The organism is Kribbella yunnanensis, from assembly GCF_039529655.1.
GTDB classification, from domain to species: domain Bacteria; phylum Actinomycetota; class Actinomycetes; order Propionibacteriales; family Kribbellaceae; genus Kribbella; species Kribbella yunnanensis.
In genome coordinates this window covers 558683-578325 of the sequence record NZ_BAAANF010000002.1, presented here as the reverse complement: position 1 = coordinate 578325, position 19643 = coordinate 558683, and the positions used below count along the sequence as shown (strand labels likewise).

General features: G+C 67.7%; 23 protein-coding genes and 1 tRNA gene. 9 read left to right on the top strand and 15 right to left on the bottom strand.

Annotated elements, in window-relative coordinates; all coding sequences use genetic code 11:
• Positions 1 to 32 precede the first annotated feature (32 nt).
• Positions 33 to 884 (bottom strand): hypothetical protein, encoded by an 852-nt coding sequence (locus ABD231_RS04260; RefSeq protein WP_344145336.1) that lies wholly within the window; start codon positions 882 to 884, stop codon positions 33 to 35.
• A 209-nt stretch (positions 885 to 1093) separates the two neighbouring features.
• On the opposite strand from ABD231_RS04260, the gene ABD231_RS04255 reads away from it, so the two are divergent.
• From ABD231_RS04255 to ABD231_RS04240, 4 genes are all read left to right on the top strand, one after another.
• The gene (locus ABD231_RS04255; RefSeq protein ID WP_344145334.1) at positions 1094 to 2008 is read left to right on the top strand and encodes a LysR family transcriptional regulator; all 915 of its coding nucleotides are present in this window, start codon (positions 1094 to 1096) and stop codon (positions 2006 to 2008) included.
• Between the two features lie 164 nt (positions 2009 to 2172).
• Complete coding sequence (locus tag ABD231_RS04250; protein WP_344145332.1) at positions 2173 to 3321, top strand: NAD(P)/FAD-dependent oxidoreductase; 1149 nt, start codon at positions 2173 to 2175, stop codon at positions 3319 to 3321.
• Positions 3318 to 4145 carry an NAD(P)H-binding protein gene (locus ABD231_RS04245; RefSeq protein ID WP_344145330.1) on the top strand — a complete coding sequence of 276 codons (828 nt, stop codon included), beginning with the start codon at positions 3318 to 3320 and terminating at the stop codon, positions 4143 to 4145. Before ABD231_RS04250 ends, ABD231_RS04245 begins: the two co-directional genes overlap by 4 nt.
• 3 nt (positions 4146 to 4148) lie before the next feature.
• Positions 4149 to 4571: a YybH family protein gene (locus ABD231_RS04240; RefSeq protein ID WP_344145328.1), complete on the top strand. Its 423-nt coding sequence runs from the start codon at positions 4149 to 4151 to the stop codon at positions 4569 to 4571.
• 13 nt (positions 4572 to 4584) lie between these two features.
• Here the strand turns inward: ABD231_RS04240 and ABD231_RS04235 are convergent, their stop codons facing one another.
• The 10 genes from ABD231_RS04235 to ABD231_RS04190 all read right to left on the bottom strand — a co-directional run bounded on the left by ABD231_RS04235 (position 4585) and on the right by ABD231_RS04190 (position 12472).
• Complete coding sequence (locus tag ABD231_RS04235) at positions 4585 to 5649, bottom strand: hypothetical protein (RefSeq protein WP_344145326.1); 1065 nt, start codon at positions 5647 to 5649, stop codon at positions 4585 to 4587.
• Positions 5650 to 5652: 3 nt separating this feature from the next.
• The gene (locus ABD231_RS04230; RefSeq protein WP_344145324.1) at positions 5653 to 6222 is read right to left on the bottom strand and encodes a hypothetical protein; all 570 of its coding nucleotides are present in this window, start codon (positions 6220 to 6222) and stop codon (positions 5653 to 5655) included.
• 330 nt (positions 6223 to 6552) lie between these two features.
• Positions 6553 to 6625 (bottom strand) — tRNA-Ala (locus tag ABD231_RS04225).
• Between the two features lie 75 nt (positions 6626 to 6700).
• Positions 6701 to 7501: a divisome protein SepX/GlpR gene (gene sepX, locus ABD231_RS04220; protein ID WP_344145322.1), complete on the bottom strand. Its 801-nt coding sequence runs from the start codon at positions 7499 to 7501 to the stop codon at positions 6701 to 6703.
• Between the two features lie 97 nt (positions 7502 to 7598).
• On the bottom strand, positions 7599 to 8216 hold the full coding sequence (locus ABD231_RS04215) for a GNAT family N-acetyltransferase (protein ID WP_344145320.1): 618 nt from the start codon (positions 8214 to 8216) through the stop codon (positions 7599 to 7601).
• A complete protein-coding gene (locus tag ABD231_RS04210) occupies positions 8216 to 8704 on the bottom strand; it encodes a MogA/MoaB family molybdenum cofactor biosynthesis protein (RefSeq protein WP_344145319.1) in 489 nt (162 codons plus the stop codon). The genes ABD231_RS04215 and ABD231_RS04210 overlap by 1 nt, the downstream gene beginning before the upstream one ends.
• Positions 8701 to 9180 carry a cyclic pyranopterin monophosphate synthase MoaC gene (moaC, locus tag ABD231_RS04205; RefSeq protein ID WP_344145318.1) on the bottom strand — a complete coding sequence of 160 codons (480 nt, stop codon included), beginning with the start codon at positions 9178 to 9180 and terminating at the stop codon, positions 8701 to 8703. Before moaC ends, ABD231_RS04210 begins: the two co-directional genes overlap by 4 nt.
• Complete coding sequence (glp, locus tag ABD231_RS04200) at positions 9177 to 10403, bottom strand: molybdotransferase-like divisome protein Glp (protein ID WP_344145317.1); 1227 nt, start codon at positions 10401 to 10403, stop codon at positions 9177 to 9179. Before glp ends, moaC begins: the two co-directional genes overlap by 4 nt.
• 177 nt (positions 10404 to 10580) lie before the next feature.
• Positions 10581 to 11084: a GNAT family N-acetyltransferase gene (locus ABD231_RS04195; RefSeq protein WP_344145315.1), complete on the bottom strand. Its 504-nt coding sequence runs from the start codon at positions 11082 to 11084 to the stop codon at positions 10581 to 10583.
• Positions 11081 to 12472: a UTP--glucose-1-phosphate uridylyltransferase gene (locus ABD231_RS04190; protein ID WP_344145314.1), complete on the bottom strand. Its 1392-nt coding sequence runs from the start codon at positions 12470 to 12472 to the stop codon at positions 11081 to 11083. Before ABD231_RS04190 ends, ABD231_RS04195 begins: the two co-directional genes overlap by 4 nt.
• A gap of 67 nt (positions 12473 to 12539) precedes the next feature.
• Between ABD231_RS04190 and ABD231_RS04185 the strand changes: the two genes are divergently transcribed.
• On the top strand, positions 12540 to 13088 hold the full coding sequence (locus ABD231_RS04185) for a 5-formyltetrahydrofolate cyclo-ligase (RefSeq protein ID WP_344145312.1): 549 nt from the start codon (positions 12540 to 12542) through the stop codon (positions 13086 to 13088).
• Here the strand turns inward: ABD231_RS04185 and ABD231_RS04180 are convergent.
• Positions 13085 to 15631, bottom strand: a complete 2547-nt coding sequence (locus ABD231_RS04180; RefSeq protein ID WP_344145310.1) for a penicillin acylase family protein — start codon at positions 15629 to 15631, stop codon at positions 13085 to 13087. The genes ABD231_RS04185 and ABD231_RS04180 overlap by 4 nt on opposite strands.
• A 181-nt stretch (positions 15632 to 15812) precedes the next feature.
• On the opposite strand from ABD231_RS04180, the gene ABD231_RS04175 reads away from it, so the two are divergent.
• From ABD231_RS04175 to mscL, 3 genes are all read left to right on the top strand, one after another.
• Positions 15813 to 16142, top strand: a complete 330-nt coding sequence (locus ABD231_RS04175) for an FmdB family zinc ribbon protein (RefSeq protein WP_344145308.1) — start codon at positions 15813 to 15815, stop codon at positions 16140 to 16142.
• A 54-nt stretch (positions 16143 to 16196) separates the two neighbouring features.
• Positions 16197 to 16808 carry a Flp pilus assembly protein CpaB gene (gene cpaB, locus ABD231_RS04170; protein ID WP_344145306.1) on the top strand — a complete coding sequence of 204 codons (612 nt, stop codon included), beginning with the start codon at positions 16197 to 16199 and terminating at the stop codon, positions 16806 to 16808.
• Positions 16809 to 16892: 84 nt separating this feature from the next.
• Positions 16893 to 17285 (top strand): large conductance mechanosensitive channel protein MscL, encoded by a 393-nt coding sequence (gene mscL, locus ABD231_RS04165; RefSeq protein WP_344145304.1) that lies wholly within the window; start codon positions 16893 to 16895, stop codon positions 17283 to 17285.
• Between the two features lie 3 nt (positions 17286 to 17288).
• Here the strand turns inward: mscL and ABD231_RS04160 are convergent, their stop codons facing one another.
• The 3 genes from ABD231_RS04160 to ABD231_RS04150 are packed head-to-tail and all read right to left on the bottom strand — an operon-like array spanning position 17289 to position 18768.
• Positions 17289 to 17930 carry an alpha/beta fold hydrolase gene (locus ABD231_RS04160; protein ID WP_344145302.1) on the bottom strand — a complete coding sequence of 214 codons (642 nt, stop codon included), beginning with the start codon at positions 17928 to 17930 and terminating at the stop codon, positions 17289 to 17291.
• The gene (locus ABD231_RS04155) at positions 17927 to 18067 is read right to left on the bottom strand and encodes a hypothetical protein (protein ID WP_344145300.1); all 141 of its coding nucleotides are present in this window, start codon (positions 18065 to 18067) and stop codon (positions 17927 to 17929) included. Before ABD231_RS04155 ends, ABD231_RS04160 begins: the two co-directional genes overlap by 4 nt.
• Positions 18064 to 18768 carry a hypothetical protein gene (locus ABD231_RS04150; RefSeq protein ID WP_344145298.1) on the bottom strand — a complete coding sequence of 235 codons (705 nt, stop codon included), beginning with the start codon at positions 18766 to 18768 and terminating at the stop codon, positions 18064 to 18066. The genes ABD231_RS04155 and ABD231_RS04150 overlap by 4 nt, the downstream gene beginning before the upstream one ends.
• A gap of 175 nt (positions 18769 to 18943) precedes the next feature.
• Between ABD231_RS04150 and ABD231_RS04145 the strand changes: the two genes are divergently transcribed.
• Positions 18944 to 19543, top strand: a complete 600-nt coding sequence (locus ABD231_RS04145) for a hypothetical protein (RefSeq protein ID WP_344145296.1) — start codon at positions 18944 to 18946, stop codon at positions 19541 to 19543.
• The last annotated feature ends 100 nt before the right edge of the window (positions 19544 to 19643 follow it).

Genomic DNA, 19643 nt, shown 5'->3' with positions numbered 1-19643 from the left:
ATCCCGCTGCCCGTACACCACCCGTACTGCGATCAGCGTGTGGTTGTGGTGAGCTCGCCAGAGAGGAGGTCGATCGCGTAGGCGCGCGCGACCTCCGGCCGGGAGATGTGGAGGACTTTCCCCTTCACGGCAACGGTCCAGCCACGAGCGACCTCCGCCGGAAGATCGACGCACAAGGCCGTCGCATCGGCCGCGAACAACAGGTGTACGAACGGCCCGTGGGGGCGCCCGAGCCCCTCGTGGCCGTCGCCGTGCGAGCCGCTGGGATGGGGGACATAGAGCGTCGCCACACTCCGTCCGTCGCGGGTTGACGCGCGCGCGATCGGCAGCCCGGCCATCTCCTCGCCCGAGGTCCGCTTGTCAGCCACCGCGTCAGGACGCAGAGCAGCAGACACCCGGTCATACGCACGTACGACGTACTTGCCGGAATCGGCCGGCGGTCGGTGCTCGATGAAGTAGATGACGGCCCCGTCGGGCGACCAGGCGTCGTAGGTGAAGTCACCGGGCAACTCCACCAGCTTCGACGCCATCGCCTTCAGGTCAAGGAGCATGAATCGACTCACGCCTCCCCGAGAGCCGGCGGCTTCGGCCAGTACGGCCCGGCTGCCATCCGGTGTCGCGCCGTCCGGCGGACCGTCCGCCACGACCCGCGGCAGCACCCAGCGCCCGTCAACCTCCAGTGGCTGACTGGCACCGCCCGCCACAGACACCGACGTACGAGTCTCGGCGGACTGAACCTGGATGCTGACCGACCCAGCGCGCACCTCCGCAGTACTGGTGGCGGCCGGCTGCTCGGCGACACTGATAACGCGGTCCGGCACCGAACTGCAACCGGCGATCACCAAAGCGCCGGCGATCAGCAGTGTGCTCCTGGAGAGATGCATGCGGACTCCCGACGTGGGCTGAGGCAGTTGGACAACTCACCTACACCGCTGCGGCGCGCCAGGTTCCGGTCGGCCCGAGGTGCCTGGTGGAAGGCGATCTGATCGACGACCGGCGGGGGCTCGACGGGTGATCCGGTGATCGCTCATACTCGGTGTTCAAGTTGGCTGAACGATTGTTCGCCGTGGTTGAACAACCGATGTGAGGTGCTGTGGAGCGTCAGGAGATCGAGACGTTCCTTGTGCTGTGCGACGAGTTGCACTTCGGCCGGACCGCCAAGCGCCTGCGGATCTCGCCGGCGCGCGTCACCCAACTCATCCAGAAGATCGAGCGCCGGATCGGTGCCGCCCTGTTCGAGCGCAACACGCGCGGTGTAACCCTCACCGACCTCGGTCGGCAGTTCCAGCGCGACCTCGCGCCCGCGCACGAGGCCGTGGAGCAGGTCGTCCAGCGAACCATCCAGGCAGCCAAGGGCCTCGACGGCGAACTGCGGCTCGGCTTCCTCGGTACGGCGAATGGTCGGCACCTGGTCGAACTCGCGCGCACCTTCGAATCGCGTCAGCCTGGATCCACCGTGCATCTCGTGCTGGAGGCAGAGGTCGGCGACCACCTGCGGCCGCTGCGGGACGACCGGGTCGACATCCTCGCCGTACCGCTGCCTGTCCGCGAGGACGGCATGATCGTCGGACCGGTGGTCCTGCGCGAGACCCTGCTGATGGCCGCGCCCGACGGACACCCGATCGTACGTCGGGGTTACGCGACGATGGAGGATCTCGCCGACAACCCCATCGTCGTCGCCGCAGGTGACCCGGAGTCGTACTGGATCGACTACTTCGTGCCGAGTCAGACGCCGTCGGGACGACCGATCGAGCGCACGCTCCTGGTCGAGAGCCTGCAGGCCGGTGTCGCGCTGGTCATGGCCGGCAAGGGTATCGGCCCGATCCTGGCGCAGTTCGCGCAGTACAACCAGCATCCCGGGATCGCCTACACGCCGATCGAGAACGGTCCGCCCGTCGCGTCGGCGCTGATCTGGCGGGCCGACCGCGAAACCGAACTCGTCCGGGCGTTCGCCCGGCTCGCCGAGGATCACGGTCCGGTGATCCTCGACTGGCCCCCGGCGCAGTAGTGCGGACCTGCGAAACAATCCTTGAACGCCGCTGAATGACGGCGAGGCGTTCACACGGGTCTTCAACCGTGCTGAACAGCCGTTGAGCACATCGCCGTTGCCGCCGGTTCTTCCTGAGCCCGACAGTGGATCAGCACCGATCCCCTGAACTCCGGTAGGAACCCATGGACCCGAAGCACCGCATCGTCATCCTCGGCGCCGGCTACACCGGCATGATGGCCGCCCACGGCATCGCGCGCCGTACCAGGAACGCCGACGTCACCCTCGTCAACCCGACCGACGTCTTCAACGAGCGCCTCCGCCAGCACCAGGCCGCGGTCGGTCAGCAGCTCGCCGTCCACCGCATCCCCGATCTCGTCGCGCCCGCGGGTGTCACCTTCGTCCAGGGCCGGGCGGCCCAGATCGATGCTGCCAACCGCAGCGTGGTCCTTGCTGACGGCAACAACCTCGGCTACGACTACCTCGTCTATGCGATCGGCAGCGCCACCCCACGCTCCGAGCACGCCTTCGCCATCGACGACCCGGAGTTCGCACAGGCCCTGCGCGACAACGCCGAAGGCGTCCTCACCGTCTGCGGCGCCGGCCTGACCGGCATCGAAGCAGCCGCCGAAGCCGCCGAGGCGTACCCGAAGATGCGAGTGATCCTGCTCAGCCGCGGTGAGCCGGGGTCGATGATGGGTTCGAAGGCACGCAGCTACCTGATGAACACGCTCGACCGTCTCGGCGTCGAGATCCGCACCGGCGTGACGGTCACCCGGATCCACCCGCACGCTGTCGAACTCGACGACGGCGAACGCATCCCGACCGACATCACCTTGTGTACGACGGGCGTCGTACATGCTCGTCTTGCCGCAGAAGCCGGCATCGCGGTCGACGACGCCGGCCGGGTCACCGTCGACGCGGCCCTGCGCTCGGTCTCGCACCCTGAGGTGTTCGCGATCGGCGACGCGGCCGCAATCCGCCAGGCCTACGGCACCATCCACGGCACCTGCCAGAGCGCCATCCCCGCAGGCGCCCACACGGCCGAGTCGATCACCCGGATCCTGCGCGGCAAAGACCCGCGCCCGTTCCGCTTCGGCTACATCCACCAGCCGGTGTCGCTGGGCCGCAAGGACGCCGTCATCCAATTCACCAACCCCGACGACACCCCAAGCCGCTGGTACCTCAAAGGCCGAGCCGCCATCGCCTACAAGGAAGCCGTCAGCTCCAGCCCGCTCAAGTTCTACCGCTCCAAATCCCCCATCCCCTCAGCCTTCACCAAACGAACCGGCGGCCGCCACAACCCCACCCTGAGCAAAGGAAGCTCCCGATGATCCTCCTCACCGGCGCCAACGGCGTCGTCGGCCGCGCTGTAGCCCGCCAACTCGTCGACAAGGGCATCCCCCTCACCGCAGTCACCCGCGGCGAAAACTCCCTCCCCAACACCGTCCAAGGTGACCTCTTCAACCCAAGTTGGCTGGAACCAACCCTCGAAGGCGTGGAAGCCATCCAGATCAGCCCCCGCGCCACCGGCCCCGGGCTGGGTGAGCTGTTGCAGCTGGCATCCAAACAAGGCGTCCGCCGCGCAGTGTTGCTATCGGCAACTACCGTGAACCACCCCGCCGGCGAGCCGCGCTTCGCAGCTGAGTTCAAGGCAGCCGAAGACCTGGTCAAGGACTCCGGCCTGGACTGGACGATCCTCCGCCTGGCCGACTTCGCCGCGAACGCGCTCGCCTGGGCCCCGCAAATCAAAGCCGGCGACGTGGTCCGCGGCGCCTACGCCACCGCCACCACCTCACCAATCCACGAGGCCGACATCGCCGCGGTCGCCGTACAGGCTCTCGCAGACAAGGCCCACGCCGGTTCAACGCTGACGCTGACCGGCCCCCAGCCGCTCGACCAGTCCGCGAAGGTGCGCATCATCGGCTCCGCGATTGGCCGACCGCTGTCGTTCCAGGAACTCCCCGCCAACCAGGTCCGCCAAGCCATGCTCGCCCAAGGCCTCCCCGAAGAGGTCCCAGCCCGCCTCCTTGGTTCCCTAGCCGACTACGCAACCCACCCGGGCCCCACCACCGAAACCGTCGCGGCACTCCTGGGCCACCCCGCCCTGACCTTCACCGACTGGGCCCGCGACAACGCCCCCGCCTTCGGAGCCTGACACGTGACCGAATCCGCAATCACCGGACAGATCGACAAGATCATCGAGGCCCTCCGCGCCAAGGACTTGGACGCCCTGGCCCAGATCTACTCACCCGACGTCGTCTCCTTCGACATCGACCCACCCCTGCAACACGTCGGACTGCCCGCAAAGCTCAAGAACTGGGAGCGAGTGTTCGCGGTCTTCCAGGAGGTGAGCTACGAGGTCCGCGACCTGGTGGTCACCGCCGGCGAGGACATCGCCTACGCCCACGCCTTCGGCCGCCTCACCGGCACCCTGCCGACCGGAGCCCGAACCCCCGGCATGTGGGTCCGAGCCACCTTCTGCTTCCGCAAACTCAACGACACCTGGCTGATCGCCCACGACCAGATCTCAGTCCCTTACGACATCACCACCGGCAAAGGCGTCGCCGACCTGGAACCGTAGTGAGAATGCTTGGTCAGGAGGCAGGCGGTGCCAACTCGGTGGAGGCCGACGCGTCGCCCGCTTCCGGTCCCTCAGGGGCCGTCCGGTAGGCGTCCAGGGTGGTGAGCCTCGGATGGAACCCGGTGCGGACGAAGTCGTCGACGAGAAGCCACATGGAGCGCTCGTCATCGATCCCCTGCGGGAGGGTGAGGCCGAGCGCCGCGGCCAGGGGGTGTCGGCCGAGGTTGACCATGGCTCGGACCGCGCCGGCCCATTCGTCGGTGGACACGACGGCGAGGCGGTACCAGAGGAGAGTCAGCGGCAGCAGGACGGCAATCGTCGCGACGACGAGCCAGGGACGTACGACGGTGCCGGTGGCGAGGCCGACGGCTGCGGCAACGATGACGATCAGGTGGCCGAAGAGCAGGCTGACGAAGAAGTCGACGCTCATCCGGGCGTCATCGGTCTGCTTGCGTGCGGGTTCGCCGACTGCTGCGTTGAGTTCGTGCCAGAGCACCTGCGTGTCGAGACGATACCGGCTGTACCCGTACTCCTCGAACCGCCGGATCGCGTTGCCGAGTTGAGTCGGGGCGACCTGTCGATCGTCGACCGGGTATCGGTGCAGGCGCTCCTCCAGCAGCGCGAGCCAGACCGCACCCTTGTGGAGGTCGACGTCGAGGTAGCGGCCGATGACCCCGTGGGCGCGGAAGGCGGCCAGGACCGACCGGTCGGCGACTGCCAGCGAGCCAGTTCGGTCCTGCAGTGCCAGGGCTGCTGCGTCGACTCGATTACGCAGCAGGTGTTTGCGTGCCAGGTGGCGCCGGCGGCGCGCGTGGGCCAGCCACTTGGGCCAGCAGAGATAGCCTTCGAGAACACGGTAGAGCGGGGTTTGCAGCGCGGCCAGGACCAGACCGACCACTGCAGTGACGACCAGGCCGAATATCGCCCCGCGGGCAGCCTCGGCATCGAGCGCGTCGAAACTGCTGATCTTCGGTGTCACAATGACCCCGAAGATCAGCACGTTGATCAGGCTGGGCAGGATCCAGCCGACCAGCAACGCGCGTCCACCGGTCAGAGCGCTCTGAAATATCCCGGTCATCGGCTACTCGGATCGACGGCCGCGGCGCAGCACCCGGCGAAGCCATGGCTCGCGCACATCGGCAAAGGGCCCGGGGACTCCGGCGGGTTCCGTAGCACCAGCCATCTCCGCTCCGACCGCCTCGGCGAAAGGCAACGCCTGCTCGTACAACGCTTCGCGCAACACCTCGCGTTGCTTCTTGGCACCGTCCTCGGAGAACCGTGGGCCGGCCGAAGGACGCGCTCCGATCCACTGACCAGGACCGCTGTCCTCGACAGGTTCAGGGTCAGGTCGGTCGAGGTCAGCAACGCAGCGATCGAGTGCCTCCTTGGCCAAGGACAGTCGCACCTTGACTGCCTGGGGCGTTTGCGAGGCCCCGAAGGCATGGTCTGTCTGAGTGGAAGAGTCAGCGGCGAGCCTCGACGCCTCGACATATGCACCGAACGCGACCCGCAACTGGTAAGGCGCGATGCGCGGATGCGCTCTGTCGTCGAGGAGAACCAACTGAGCAAACGCACCCAGCACCGGTCGCACACCGGCATCAAGTGCGCCCATCGCCCTCAGCAACGCCGCCCTGGCATCGTCAACCCGCATGCCCCCCGCGCCCCGGGACCCCACCGACCGAAAACCCGGATCATCCCGCAGCCGAGTCAGCGCACGATCAACCTCCCCGCACACCGCCCGAATGACCCTCTCAGCCTCTTCCATGACAACCGACCGTACTCGCGCCAGCACCACCAGGCTCCCCCACCAAGTGTGTCGGCAACCAAGCAGCGTGCCCCCACCGAATCCGCCGACGCGCAGCGAGGCGCAGGGGGTGCGGGTGGCGAAGCCCCCGCCCGCGGCAAGCGAAGCGCAGCCGCACAAACGACGAAGGCGACCCGGTCCCCGTTTTCCGGGGACACGAGTCGCCTATCGACTTCGTGGAGCTGAGGGGATTCGAACCCCTGGCCTCTTCGTTGCGAACGAAGCGCGCTACCAACTGCGCCACAGCCCCAAATCGGGCCGCCATGGTTTCCCTGGCGACCGCGAAACTCTAACACGTTCAGGCCCGGACTCTAAAACCGGTTGGTCAGTCGCCGACGGCTCGCCTGACCTCGGGTTCTTCGGCGGCGGGGGGTGGGGTTTCGGCGACCAGGGGCTTGTCGGCGGGGTCCGTCGTACGGGCGCTGGAGAAGACCTCGTCGTCGGTGAGGGAGATGGTGCGGACGGTGCGGTCCGGGGCCTTCTCCTTCATCACGTACATGGGGAGGGTGACGGGGACGGGGTCCCAGAGGCCTTCGGTGGAGGCGGCGGGCTTCTCGACGACGGGGGCGGGGTCGGCGGGGAGCTTGACCTCGATGGTGAGCTCGTCGTCGGGGGACGGGGCAGGCTTACCGGCGGGGCCGCGGTCGTGGTGGGCCTGCATCCGGGTACGGCGATCTGCCGCGAGGCGGGCGCGGTCGCGGGCCTGGCGGCGGAGCTGGACGCGGGTGAGGATGACGAAGCCGACGATGAGGCCGGCCGGGATGGCGACGGTCCACCACAGGAGCATGCCGAGTCCGGCCAGTGCGGTCACCGACAACAGCGAAAGGGTCAGGATCGACAGGACCCGCCGGCGGCGCATAGCGGCCACCCGGCGGGCTCGGTTGGGGACGTAGCGCTTCGGTGGCGACAGGTCGTCAGCGGCCTCGACGTCCGGGACCTCGACAGAGCCCGGTGGACGGACGACGTACCGGGTGGTGGACGGGTCGCGCGACAGGACGCGTGCGTCGGCCGTCGACGGTACCGCCGAGCGGCGCCTGGCCTCGTCGTTCCGCTTCAGCATCATCGGGACGAGGTAGGCAGCCCACGCGGCGACGATCGCCACATAGATCAGTCCTGTCGTCCCCATGCGACGACGCTAAGACCCAGCGCGGGTCAGATGGGGTACGTGGCACGGTGTGTCGCAAGAAGACTCGTGTGACTGATGTGAACAGTACGGAGCGTAGTCACTCCAATCGGGAGACGAGACCCGGCCCGACTTCCTCGCTGTTGAGCGCGAAGATGCGGTGGTCGCGCCAGTCGCCGTCGATGTGCAGGAACCGCGGCCGTTCGCCTTCGTACCGGAAGCCGAGCTTGTCCACCACGCGCAGGCTGGCTTTGTTCTCGGGCCGGATGGCCACCTCGATGCGGTGCAGTCCGAGGGTGAACCAGCAGTGGTCCGCGGCCAGTGCCACGGCGGTCGGCACGATGCCGCGACCGGCGTACTGTTCGTCGACCCAGTAGCCGAGGTTGGCCCAGCGGGCTGAGCCATAGGTGATTCCGGAGACAGTGAGCTGGCCGACCAGCGGCCACTTCGCCCGGGCACCTGCGCCGGCCGCACCGCCGTACGTGATGACGAAGGGCAGCATGCGGCCGTACCGCGCCTGCCGGTTCCAGTCGCGTGCCATGGCGCGGAACGTGCGTGCACCGTCGTCCGCACCGGGCGGTTGCGTCGCGTCCCACGGCCGCAGCCAGCTGACGTTGCGCTGTCGGGCTGCTGCCCATTCGGCACCGTCGCCGGCGCGCAGCGGCCTCAGTGCGACCTGTCCGTGTTGGAGCTCGACAGGCCAGTGGACGATCGCCATCAGTCAGTGTCCGTCCGCACATGGTCCCCACCGCGCACCTGCTCGACCGCGTGCCGCAGCAACGGCTCCAGTACGGCGAGGCCGTCCTTCACGCCGCCGCGCGACCCCGGGAGGTTCACGATGACCGTCGTACCAGCGACTCCGGCGAGCCCGCGCGACAGTGCAGCAGTCGGTACGCCGTTTGCGACGCCGTACGCGCGGATTGCCTCAGCAACCCCCGGAACCATCTTGTCGACGACAGCCGCCGTCTCCTCGGGCGTGCGGTCCGTCGGCGAGATCCCCGTGCCACCAGTCGTCAGTACGACGTCGTACGCCGCCGCGACCGCAGCACGCAGCGCCTCACCGACAGGTGCACCATCTGGCACCACCTGCGGCCCGGACACCTCGAAACCCCACTCGCTCAACCGCTCCGCGATCAGCGGACCAGTGGTGTCGGTGTAGATCCCAGCGGCGGCCCGGTTGGAGATGCTGATCACCAGCGCCTTCACGAGCGCTCCCAGAGACCGGTCTTGCCACCCTCTTTGCGCTCGACCTGTACGTCGGACAGCACGGCAGCCGGGTCCAGTGCCTTCACCATGTCGATGACGGCGAGCCCAGCCACGGCCACTGCGGTCAGGGCCTCCATCTCGACACCAGTTCGATCAGTGGTCTTCACAGCAGCCGTGATCAGTACGGCGTCGTCCGCCACCTCGAGCTCGACCTTGGCGCCGGTGATCGCAATCGGATGGCACAGCGGGATCAGGTCGGGTGTCCGCTTCGCGCCCATGATCCCGGCGATCCGTGCGACGCCGAGGGCATCACCCTTCGGGACGCCGTCACCGCGCAGCGCCGCGACCACCTCGGCCGAGACCAGAACCTTGCCAGAGGCAACAGCCCGCCGGGTGGTGGCGTCCTTGGCGGACACGTCCACCATCCGTGCCGCCCCCGTCTCGTCGACGTGGGTCAGCCCCCGGTCCTGCGTCATCCGGTCTCCTCGTCCAGCAGCAAGAGCTCAACCTGCTCACCGGCCCGGACCGACGTCACGTCCTCCGGGACCACGATCAGGGCGTTCGCCCGGCTCAGCCCGCCGAGCAGGTGCGAGCCGTGCCCGCCGACTGTACTGGCCATCCAGCCCTCGTCGCCGGACCTGGCCGCTGCGCGGACGAACTGTCGCCTCCCGGACGGGGAGTTGAACCCGTCCAGGCACACTCCGCGGGTAAGACTCCGCCGGTACGGCATCTGGCCCATCAGCTTGCGCAGAGCCGGCCGCACGAACACCTCGAAGGACACGTACGCCGACACCGGGTTCCCAGGCAGCGTGAAGATCGGCACCTCGTCGGCGCCGAGCACTCCGAAGCCCTGCGGTTTCCCTGGCTGCATAGCGACCTCTGGGAAGTCCACGGTGCCCGTCTTGGTCAGCACCTCTTTCACCACGTCGTACGCGCCCTTGCTGACACCACCGGTGGTGATGACCAGATCCGCACGGGACAGCTGGTCGTTCAGTGTGTCCATGATCTTCTTCGGATCATCGTCGACCACTCCAACGCGGTACACCTCAGCTCCGGCGTCCCGAGCACACGCCGCCATGGTGTAGCTGTTCGAGTCATAGATCTGTCCATCACCCAGAGCGGTACCCAGCTCACGCAGCTCCGATCCGGTGGACACCACGACCACCCGCGGTCGCGGCCGCGCCTTGACCCGGGCCCGGCCAACAGCAGCCAGTACGGCGATCTGCCGCGGCCCGAGCAACGTGTCGCGCTCGAGCACCTGCTGACCCGCCTGCACGTCCTCACCGAACCGCCGTACCGATCCACCGAGTGGCGGCTGCTGGTCGATCCGCACGTTGACGGTCCCACCGTCGGTCCACTCCACCGGTACGACGCTGTCCGCGCCGCGCGGCATCGGTGCGCCGGTCATGATCCGCATGCACGTGCCCGGCGTGACGATGGTCCGCACCATCTGCCCCGCGCGCTGCTCACCGATCACCGGCAACGTGATCGGCGCCGCACCACTCGCACCAGCCAGGTCCTCGGCCCGGACGGCATAACCGTCCATAGCCGAGTTGTCGAACCCGGGCAGGTTCACTCCCGAGACGATGTCCTCGGCGAGTACCAGACCCAGCGCCTCCATCAGCGGTTGGTCGAAGGCCGGCAGTGCGGTCACCCGCCCGAGTACGGCCTCCAGATGCTCCTCAACACTGCGCTTCACGTGCCCGACCTTAGGGCATGTCTGGTGATTCCGCGCCGTAGCGAGCATGTGCTCGGTGCGGTGCATCGGTGTGCTGGGGCGGAGGCCTCGATGCTTTTCCATCGTGGCCTTTGCACCAGTGCGGCGAGGTGCCGTGCCGAGTGCAGCGCAGTAGGCGGGGAATTACCAGACGTGCCCTCAGTCGGTGACCGCCTCGGGGTGCTTACCCCACACCATCCGGACATCCGGTGCGCGCTCTTCGTTCGCTGCGCCGTCGGTACGGCGTACTTCGGTGAAGCCGTGTGAGCGGTAGAAGGCTTGGGCGCTCAGATTGGTCTGGAAGGTCCACAGGGCGAGTCCGCCGGGCCGCAGATCCTTGGCCAGATCGACCAGTGTCGATCCGATGCCACGGCCGGCCACCTCCGGGTCGACGTACAGCTGGTCGAGGTCGTCACCGTCCAGCGTCAGTACGGCGACGATCCGGCCGTCGTCGAGTCCCACCCAGGTCTGTGCGTCCGGGAGCAGTACCTCGGCGAACCAGGTCGCCACCTGCTCGGCCGTGTGGATCGCCGGCGGCAGCTGAGCGCCCGGAGCGTGCCGTGAGCGCCACCAGACCTGCGCGGCCTCGTCGGTGTCGTACGGCTCCAGCGGCCGGATCAGGAGGTCGTCGACCGGGGCGGTGGGGCGGGGAAGGTATTTCATGAGCCTTCGAGAACCGTCCCGTCCGGGACCAGCCGCCGTTCACCCGCAGCGGCCTCGATCTCGACCTCACCGATCACCGTGACGTCCTTGCCGAACACCACGTCGCCACGCACCTCGAGCCGGTCGGCCCGGACCAGCGACGGCGGTCCGGCCGCGAAGTGCGCGTCGAAGTCGGCCAGGATCTTGAAGTGCTCCGGGTCGAGGTCGACGTACGGCTCGTCACCCTCGTGCGTCGTGCTGAGGTCACCGGCGTCGTCGAGCTCGTAGACGTCCGAGCGCAGCACGAGCAGGTCGTTGGTGGTCTTGACCGGCTTGAACCGGCTGCGGTCCACGAGCACCGCCTGGGAGCCCTCGAACGTCTCGATCGCGGTCCCCATCCCGGTCTCCAGCTGGATCACCTTCGGTGAGGTGGGGTCGGCCGGGTCGACGGTCTTGCGGTTCACCATGATCGGCAGGCCCAGGATGCCGTCGTGACCGGCCATCAGGTCGGCCAGCCGGTCCAGGTCGATCCACAGGTTGTTCGTGTTGAACGTGCGGTGCCGGGTGATGTCCTGGAAGTACTTGCTGTCCTCCTCAGCGACCTGTGCGCTGTCCCGCAGGATCAGCCGGCCGTCCGACTTACGCACCGCGACGTGCCCGCCCTTGCGGTCGGACCGGGTCCGCCGGCAGACCTCCATGCCGAACGGCACGTCGTGCTCAGCCATCCAGGCGGCGATTCGCGGGTCCGCGGTCGCACCGAGGTTGTCGGCGTTCGAAATGAACGCATGCCGGAAGCCGTGCTCGCGGAGCGCGTCCAGCGTGCCGGACGCCACCAGAGCGGTGAAGAGGTCACCATGGCCGGGCGGACACCACGCCAGCTCCGGATCCGGCTCCCACTCGGCCGGAGTGAGGTCGTCGGCCAACAACTTGGGTTCCATGTTCTGCAGGAAGTCCAGCGGCAGACCGTCGACCCGGAGGCCGTCGTACTCGCTCAGGACCTGCAGGGACTCCTCCTTGGTGCGGAAGGAGTTCATCAGCACCAGCGGCAGCGGTACGTCGTACTTACGCCGCGTGCTCAGGATCTGCCGGGCGATGATGTCGAGGAAGCTCAGCCCGTCCTTGACCGGTAGTGCGGACTTCGGTCCGGTGACCCCCATCGACGTACCGAGGCCGCCGTTGAGCTTGATCACCACGGTCTCGGCCAGCGCGGCCCGCATCGCCTCGGGGTCGGTGTCCAGGTGGTCCAGATGCGGCAGATCACCCACCGGCTCGATGTCGTCCTCGCGGATCGTCCCCTGCTGACCGGACTCCAGGAGCCGGTAGTAGTGGGTGAACACGCGGATGGCGACCTCAGCCGCCCCAGCCGCCCGCATCTTGTCCTGAGCTTGCTTCAACCCCACCGCACTCATGTCACAACCCTAGGGGACACGGGGTAATCGCAGTGTTAACCGCGTCACGCCCGCCTACGATCAGAGCGTGTTCGCGTCGAAGGCCGTAGCGCGGCAGCACTTCCTCACCGCCCGCACCGCGAGGCCCGCCGAGGACCTGCTGCCCGCTGCCCGCTCCCTACCGCTCCTGCAGAGTGCGCAGCGGATCGCCCTGTACGTCTCGATGGGCGCGGAACCGCAGACCGGCGCACTGATCGACTGGCTGCTGGCCAGCGGCCGTGAGGTGCTCCTGCCGATCCTGTACGCCGACAACGACCTCGGCTGGGGTGTTGCGCCCGGTGCGGCCGACCTGGTCCCGGGGCGCCTCGGTCTGTCCGAGCCACGGACCGATCTGGGCCCGGCGGCGATCAGCACCGCCGAACTGGTCCTCTGCCCGGCCGTGGCGGTCGCACGGGACGGCGTGCGGCTCGGGCGCGGCGGTGGCTCCTACGACCGGGCACTCACGCGCGTCACGCCCGGTACGCCGATCTGGGCGGCCGTCTACGACTCCGAGGTCGTCGACTCGCTACCGTCCGATCCGCACGACCACCTGGTCCACGCGGCGCTCACACCGCGCGGACTGGTACCTGTCTGTTAGCGCTCGGGCTTACCGGTGAACGTGAGCGTGTGCTCGCGCTTGGCCTCGACCGCACCACGCGTGAACGCCCAGGGCAGCGTCTCCCCCTTGGCCCACAGCTTCGTCTGGTCGATGTAGTTCTTCGAGAACGCGTGACCCGACGTACCGGTCAGGTTGATCCAGCGGGACTTGTCGAAGTCGGACAGGTCGACCACCATCCGCATCGACGGCACCGAGGTCACGCCGTACCCGACCGAGGCGTCCCAGGAGGTCGCGTCCACGATCGAGTTGCCGCCACCGAGCTCGTACGGACCGCGGTTGAACAGCTTCTCGACCGCACCGATGCCCGACGTACCCAGTGTCTGGTTCTCCAGCGTCAGCTTGTGCAGCTGACCCCACTTCCAGTTCGACGGCTCGCGAGCCATCTTCTTGGTGATCTCCTCGCGGGCGTCGACCAGCGACTGCCGCAGGATGTCGTCGCGGCTCTCCCGCTGTGGCGTCCGCAGGTCGTCCCACCAGCTGTTGCTGGGCTGCCCGAGCAGCGTGTGCACGACCTCGACCCACCGGGAGCCGCCGTCCGGCCAGGCCGCCTTCGGCAGCTGGTCGTGGAAGGTCAGCGACAGCAGATTGCGCCACACGACGTTGAAGTACGCCGCCGGTGCGGAATCGGCAGGCTGGGTGAAGTCCCAGCCCTTGAGGGTGTCCTGCCCCTGCCGGTCGAAGGCGTCGTTGATCCCTATCTTGAGCAGCGACGGCACCAGCATCTCGGCGGCCCGGTTCTTGGTGTCCAGCTGGATCGACGCCATCTTGCTCGCGTCGAGCGTGCCGGCCGCCTTGATCCGGTCCAAGATCTGCTGTGACCGGTAACCGTAGTCCCAGCTGTCGCTCAGGAAGTACGGATACGACTTCGGTACGACGGCCTGGTTCGCGGTGACGATGATCCCGTCGGCCGGGTCGAGCTCGGTCGGCATCGCGTCGAACGGGATGTACTTGGTCCAGTCGTTCCTCGGGTCCCAGCCGGCCACCGGCCACTTCCCGCTGGCGACCTTGCGGATCGGGACCAGACCGGGCGCCTGGTAGCCGATGTGCCCCTCGGTGTCGGCGTAGATCAGGTTCTGCGAAGGGACCTCGAACTGCCGGGCCGCGTCGCGGAACTGGGTCCAGTTCTGCGCGCGGTTGATCGCGAACAGCGCGTCGGCGGTCTTCCCCGGCCGGAGCGCAGTCCACTGCAAAGCCACGCCGTACGCCGTCGCTGCCTTGTCGCGCCGCGCGGCCAGTTCACCGGTCTCGCGCTCCTCGGCGCCGACGTCGGAGATGATCGGGCCGTGCCGGGACTCCCGCACAGTGATCTTCACCGGGTCGTCCTGGCCGGCGACCTTGAATGTCTCCTCGCGCTTGGACAGCGGCTTCCAGCGGTTGTTGTAGAGGACGTTGTCGCCCTCGATCTTCTCCAGGTACAGGTCCTGGACATCGGGGTCGAGGTTGGTGAATCCCCAGGAGATCGCGTTGTTGTGGCCGATCACCACACCGGGCAGTCCGGAGAAGCTGAAGCCGGAGACGTCGTACGGGCAGGTGCGGCTCTGCTTGGTGCAGTGCAGACCGACCTGCGACCAGATGCCCGGCATAGTGGCGCCGAGGTGCGGGTCGTTGGCCAGCAGCGGCTTCCCGCTGTCGGTGTGGTCGCCGGACACGACCCATGAGTTCGAACCGATGCCGTCGCCCTGGCCGAGCAGCTGCGGCAGACCCTTGGCGACCTTGTCCACCGAGTCGAGTGACTTCAGCAGATCGGTCGTCAGCATGCCGCGCCGGAGCTCGTTGGTGGCCGGCGGAGTCGCACTGAACTTGCCGTCCTTGCCGACCGAAGCAGTCGGGACGATCGGCTCGTTCCGGTCGTACGGGTACGCCGGGTAAAGGGAGTCGACGCTCTTGGAAGGAATCGTGGCCAGCAGCTTGGTGCGGTTGATCTCCTCGCCCATGTTGCCGCCGAGGTCCCAGGCCATCGCCTTCAGCCAGGCCATTGAGTCGGCCGCGGTCCACGGCTCCGGGCGATAGTCCCGACGACCATTGGGATCCAGACCCAGTACGGCGTACTCCAGGCTGAGGCCGGAACCGCTGTGCTTGTCCAGATAGGCGTTCACACCGCGGGCGTAGTCGTCCAGGTACTGCCGGGTGGACGGGCTGACCAGCCCGAGCTCCTTCTCAGCGACCCGGCGCCAGCCCAGCGTGCGGACGAACTTGTCCGTCTCCAGTGCGTCCTTGCCGAACAGCTCACTCAGCCGGCCCGCTGTGACGTGCCGGCGGAAGTCCATCTCGAAGAACCGGTCCTGCGCGTGCACATAGCCCTGCGCGGCGAACAGGTCGGCCGGGTTCGAGGCGTAGATCTGCGGGATCCCGTTGCTGTCCCGGACCACCTCGACATCGGCGTCCAGACCCGCCAGCTCGACCGTCCCGTCGTACGTCGGGAAGGAGTGGCGGACGACGAAGACGGCAGTACCGGCGATCACCACGAGGACCGTGGCGAGCGCGATACCGCAGATGATGACGGCTCGAAGCAGGCGACGCACGGACCCAACCGTAGAGAATGCAGCCCGTGGCCCCAAATGGGGTCCGGTGAACTTTGCGTTGCTCTGCGTCCGGAGGGGGCTGCGGGGCGCAGTTGAGACGGGAGTTTGGAATACTTCGGGCCGCTGACGCATTATTAGCAGTCGAGTAGTAGGAGTGCCAGCGGCCTGAAGGGAACCAACCGTGCCCACGTACCAGTACCAGTGCACCGATTGCGGTGAGGCGCTCGAGGTGCGGCAGAGCTTCACCGACGACGCATTGACCGTCTGCCCCGCGTGCCAGGGCACGCTGCGTAAGGTCTTCAACGCGGTGGGTGTTGTCTTCAAGGGCTCCGGTTTCTACCGCACCGACAGCCGCTCGTCCGGCAAGAGCTCGCTCCCGGCCAAGTCGGAGTCGTCGTCGACCTCCTCTTCGGACTCCAAGCCGGCCGCGAAGTCCTCGGACTCGTCGAGCAAGAGCAGCTCCACGACGTCCAGCTCGGGCGGCTCGTCCAGCTCCACCAGCGCTGCCTGATCTGGCCTGTGGATAACTGAAAGTAGTGCCGGAGAAACTCGTACTTTCTCTGGCATGAAAAGCCTTTCGTTCCTTCGCGATCTGTCCCGAGCCGCTCGCTGGCACCGCCGCCTCCTGGCCGGCGTCGCCGCCGCGGCCGCCGTCTACTTCGGCCTCGCCTCCCTCGCTCCCGCCGCCCCACCCACGGTCACTGTCCTGGCCGCAGCCCGTGACCTACCGGGCGGAATCACGCCCACCGCGGACGACTTACGCTCGCTCGCCTTGCCTGCCGACTCCGTACCTTCGGCAGCCCTCAGACCCGGCGCCGACCTCGCAGCTCGCGTCTTGACCGGACCGGTCAGAGCCGGCGAACCACTCACCGATGCCCGTTTCCTAGGCCCAGGCCTGGTCCCTTCCGGCTTGGTCGCATATCCGTTCCGTATCGACGACGCCGAGGTCGGCGCCTTGCTCCGGGTCGGCGATCGCATCGACCTCTACGCCGGCACCAGTACGACGTCCGCTGCGGCCGGCCTCGTGGCCCACGCCGTCCGGGTGATCGCCTTGCCGAGTTCACGATCGACCGGCGCACTGATCGTCACAGCCGTCTCCCCCGCCGTCGCCGCCAGACTGGCCCAGGCCACGACGAATTCCAGAATCAGTGTCGCGCTGACCCCGGATACGAGTTGATCACTGCGGCGCGTGCCCTCGCGTGACCTGCGGTGCGGTCCTACGTTGACCGGAGTACAACATCCGCTTCGTGGAGGCACTCCAATGCTCAAGGGCTTCAAAGAATTCATCATGCGCGGGAACGTCATCGACCTCGCGGTCGCGTTCGTCATCGGCGCAGCCTTCGTCAAGATCGTCGAGTCGATCGTCGCCGGTCTGATCACCCCGTTGATCGCCGCCATCTTCGGCAAGCCGGACATCAGCGATGTCTGGGCGTTCACCCTCAACAACTCGGAGTTCAGGATCGGGCTGATCCTGCAGGCGATCTTCAACTTCCTGACGGTCGCTGCCGCGGTGTACTTCCTGATCGTGGTGCCGTTGAACAAGCTCGCCGAGCGCCGCAAGCGGGGTGAGGAGCCGGCTCCGGACGACGAGGCGCTGACCACCGACCAGCAACTGCTGACCGAGATCCGCGACTCCCTGCGTCTGCGGCCGTAACTCCTACTTCACGAACTCCACGATCGTCCGCACGAACTGATCCAGGTACGGCGGACTGATCTGATTTGACGAGAAGGCGGGGCGCGGTGGTTCCGGGCAACCGGGCAGCTCCCGGCTTCCCGCGATCAGCCCCAGCAGGGCGTCGACCGTCTGACGTTGATGTGTCGGATTCTCGAGCAGCGACGGAAGCACGGCGACCGGGATCCGAGCCAGCTCGATCAGATCGCCGTCCGTCGTACCTCGCAGTGTGTCGCCGGCCAACAGCTTCTCGGCATCATCGGCGGCGCAACCGCGGCCGAGAAGACCGGCCAGCACGAGCGTGTCGACCCCGGCGTCACCTGCCGTTGCAGGCCAGGCAAGTACGAGTCGCTCGACCAGATCGGGGTAGACCAATGTAAGCAAAGCAGCAACTGTGCATCCGTTGGATGCGCCGACGATGGTGAGCGGTCCGGCGTGATTCGCCAGCAGTTCACCGAGGGCTTCGAGCTCGACGTCCCAACCGCTCGGATCCTTCGGACGGTCGGGGGCAAACACGGTCAGGCCAGCAGAAGTGAGTCCGGCGGTGATCCCCGGCGTACCCCAGAACTTCTCGGCGTCCATGGGTTCCCACAGACCGCCATGGACGAGCAGAACCGTTGAGCTCATCCGTGGTGCGGCGGGACCTCGCGCAGGATGCGCTCGTCGTCGTCGCTGGTGGAGTCGCCTTCGCCCCAGCTCCGCGGGTCGTCGTCGCGGGTCTGGTCGGGCAGCACCGGCTCGTCGTCCTCGTACGGAGTTGTCATGGTTCCAGGTTACCGAGTCCGCGGGGCTCGCCGGTGCCGAGCTCACGCGGCTGGTCGGCGACCACCTCGCCCTGGACGGCGTTCGGGTCGATCTGGGGAGCGACGGCGGCTTGGAGCAGCGGCTGGATGCCCGGTTCGCCGTGCCAGCGGTCACTGCCGAGCACGCACCACGCGGTCAGGATCGACAAGGTCGGCATCGCGAGTCCGCCGAGCTGGAGCGGTTCGGCGTTCTGGAATCCGAAGGTGATCTGCCAGTTGGCCGGATCGGGATAGAACTCCTGCACTGCGTTGTAGTAGAAGCTCAACCAGCCGCGGCCGGGCAGCTGGCAGAGGATCCGATAGTTCGTCGCAACCGTGGGAACCTCTTGCAGGTCTCGCCACATCAGCTCGGTGTTGCGCTTCGCTGCAGCCTTGCGGCTCGCGTTCACGGCAGCGTTGGCAGCCATCGCTCCGACCACGAGTGCGGGGTGGCCGATGATGAAGCCGCCGCTCTGCGTGTAGCGGCCACTCCCCCGGTACAGGCGGGCGTAATGCGCGGGTGTGTTGACGTACGCGACCTCACCCGGTTCGAGGACGAGACCGTAGATGGTCAACGGCTGCGGATGGTTCCCGCCCAGCAGCCAGCGCGCCCAGTCGATACCGAGCTGCCACTCGTCGCGCTCACGCTGTGCCGTACCGGCTCTGTTGTCGTTGCGGCCCACGGGACACCATCGTAGTGCGCAACGGCGTACAGCGCGTGCGCGTTACAGGTCGGGTTCGGTTGCCGCACGATCGGCCCGTGTGACCGGAACGACGCGCCGCCGTGATGGTTTGGCGCTCGCGGTGAGACTCCTGTCGACCATCATGGGGGACCTTGCCAACCGGAAGGACCCAGTCGTGAGCGCATTACGGACACGGGGCCTGATCGGTGCGACGTTTGTCGTGGCGCTTCTCGGGATGACCGCCGCCTGCGGTTCCGAGAACGCCTCGTCCCCGCCCGCCGCCCAGCCCACCGGTACCCCGACCACCAGCACGCCGACTCCGAGCACACCCAGCAGCACCCCGAGTATGGACTGCCCAGACACCATCGCGGCGGTCAAGACCGCCACCGACAAGGTGGCCTGGGGAGCCGGCACAGCCAAGTCCCTGTTCCAGCCGGTCTCCGTGACGATCTGCCAGTACGACGAAGGCGCGACCGGGCAGACCTACGCGAACGTGACCACCAAGCGCACCGCGGCGCAGGCGACCCAGCTGTTCGGGCTGGTCAACGCAGCGCCTCCGGTCGCGAAGAAGCCGGGCTTCTGCACCAAGGAGCTCGGACCGACCTGGGTCCTGCGGTTCACCGACAACGACCGCGGCGTCCTGTCCGTCACCGTGGAGTCCTTCGGCTGCCGCCGCCTGGTCGCGACCTCGCTGGAGGGCCAGGGCAAGCCCGGCGCACTGCCGGCGCCGCGTCAGGCGACCCCCGAGCTGATCAAGTCGCTCGGCCTGCGCTGACCCTGCGCCGGACGCGCCCCCCGAAGCCGTCCGGACCGGGTCACACCCGCGGTCCAGACCGGTTCACCCCGGTCTGGACCGCCCGGTGACACTCAGCACC